This window comes from Paenibacillus sp. MY03 (assembly GCF_002165585.1).
Lineage (GTDB): Bacteria > Bacillota > Bacilli > Paenibacillales > Paenibacillaceae > Pristimantibacillus > Pristimantibacillus agaridevorans.
The window spans coordinates 1-1,556 of record NZ_MXQD01000121.1 but is presented as its reverse complement, the minus strand read 5'-3'; the positions used below and the strand labels follow the sequence as shown (position 1 = coordinate 1,556).

At 51.9% G+C, this 1,556-nt stretch carries 1 protein-coding gene; it reads left to right on the top strand.

Annotated elements, in window-relative coordinates; translation table 11 throughout:
- Positions 1-1,556, top strand: a 1,556-nt coding sequence (locus tag B1748_RS37175; protein ID WP_179216019.1) for a polysaccharide lyase, incomplete at both ends; no start/stop codon positions are given.

The window sequence follows — 1,556 nt, the reverse complement described above, 5'->3', positions numbered from 1 at the left end:
CGACCGCTGTGAAAGGCGCCTTCAAACAAGGCGTTGCTAGCGCCGGCGGCATGAAGGTCGCCTTCGGCAAGACGCCAAGCGCTTATGAAGCTCCCGTCTCCCGAGACGGGGAAATTATTCGCGAGCTTTATTATCGTATGTATTTGAAGCATGATGAGAATTGGATTGGCGGCGGCGGATACAAGCTGTCCCGGGTCACGACGCTTACGCCGGGCTGGGCCCAGCCTTTCATCGGTCATCTCTGGAGCGGCAACAGCGGCGATCCAAAGGAAAACTACTTGCTGCTGGATCCCGCTTCCGGAACGGACGAGGCCGGCAATTTGCTGACCACGAAATACAACGACTTTGACAATTTGCGTTGGCTGGACATTAAGCAGGGGCTTACTCCTATCTTCAGCGAAGACTACATTGGCAAGTGGTACAGTATTGAGGTTCATATCAAGCTGAATGATCCGGGTCAATCGAACGGCGTATTCGAGTATTGGATTAACAATACGCTGCAAGCCAGCAAGACGAATATAAACTGGGTGGGCAATTATGATGCCTATGGCATTAACACGGTCCTGTTCGAGAACTTCTGGAACAACGGCGCTCCTCAGGATCAGAATCGCTACTTTGATAATATCGTAATCAGCACCGAGAAGATTGACAAAGATATGGAGGTAAATCCGGCAGGCGTATCCGGCGGCAACGCGGAGCTAGGTTGGAGTGCGCCCGATGGTCTCGTTGAAGGCGAAGATCTTATCGTAACAACGGATGGAACGTTCGACTTCGGCGATCTGGGCCCTACGATGCTGTATCGCCAAACGTTGTCGGATGAAACTTCAGGAACAGCCTTATCACTCAATAATCCTGTTGGGAGGGGGACGGTTGTCGCTGACGCATCCGGTACCCCTACAGTGGCAGCCGTGTCGGAGCTTCCGTACGGCAAAGGGCTCGAGATAGGAACGCCTATTAAGAAGTTCTATGTCCTTGATAACCAGACGCATACGGAGTATTATGAGCACTATTATCTCTACTGGCCTGCCGAGCACCAGGACAACTCGTACAGTGATCTGCAGACGTGGACAGAAGGTTGGGGAGTCAAAGGGATCTGGCACTACCTGGATTCGAACGGTTACGCCCGCAATAACAAATCCGACATTTATACCACTACACCGGGATGGTATTCTTCAGGCAAATATTTTACACCCGGCTACAAGTACACGTCCAACGATTCTCCGATTTCAACGGGAGACAGGACCGCAAGCGGAATACTAGATCCTAACGACAGGACTCGTTGGCGTTCGGCCCCGCTGGTAAGGCAGTTGTGGGTAAAAAGCGGACCAATTGCCGGTTCGGCGGTGGACTCGGACGGCTTGTATCGATTGACAGATACGAGTTTCGGAATGGTTACGGATAAGGACTATGCGGGAACCGGTCTGTTTAGCGCGAACGATGCAGACCCGATTGGCTTCGATCGCATTTCAGTGCCGGGTCATGTTGGAGGCCTTGATATTAATAAACAACAGCATCTCTACTATGCAGATATTTATCAAGCCGTTGGTCCAGGCGCC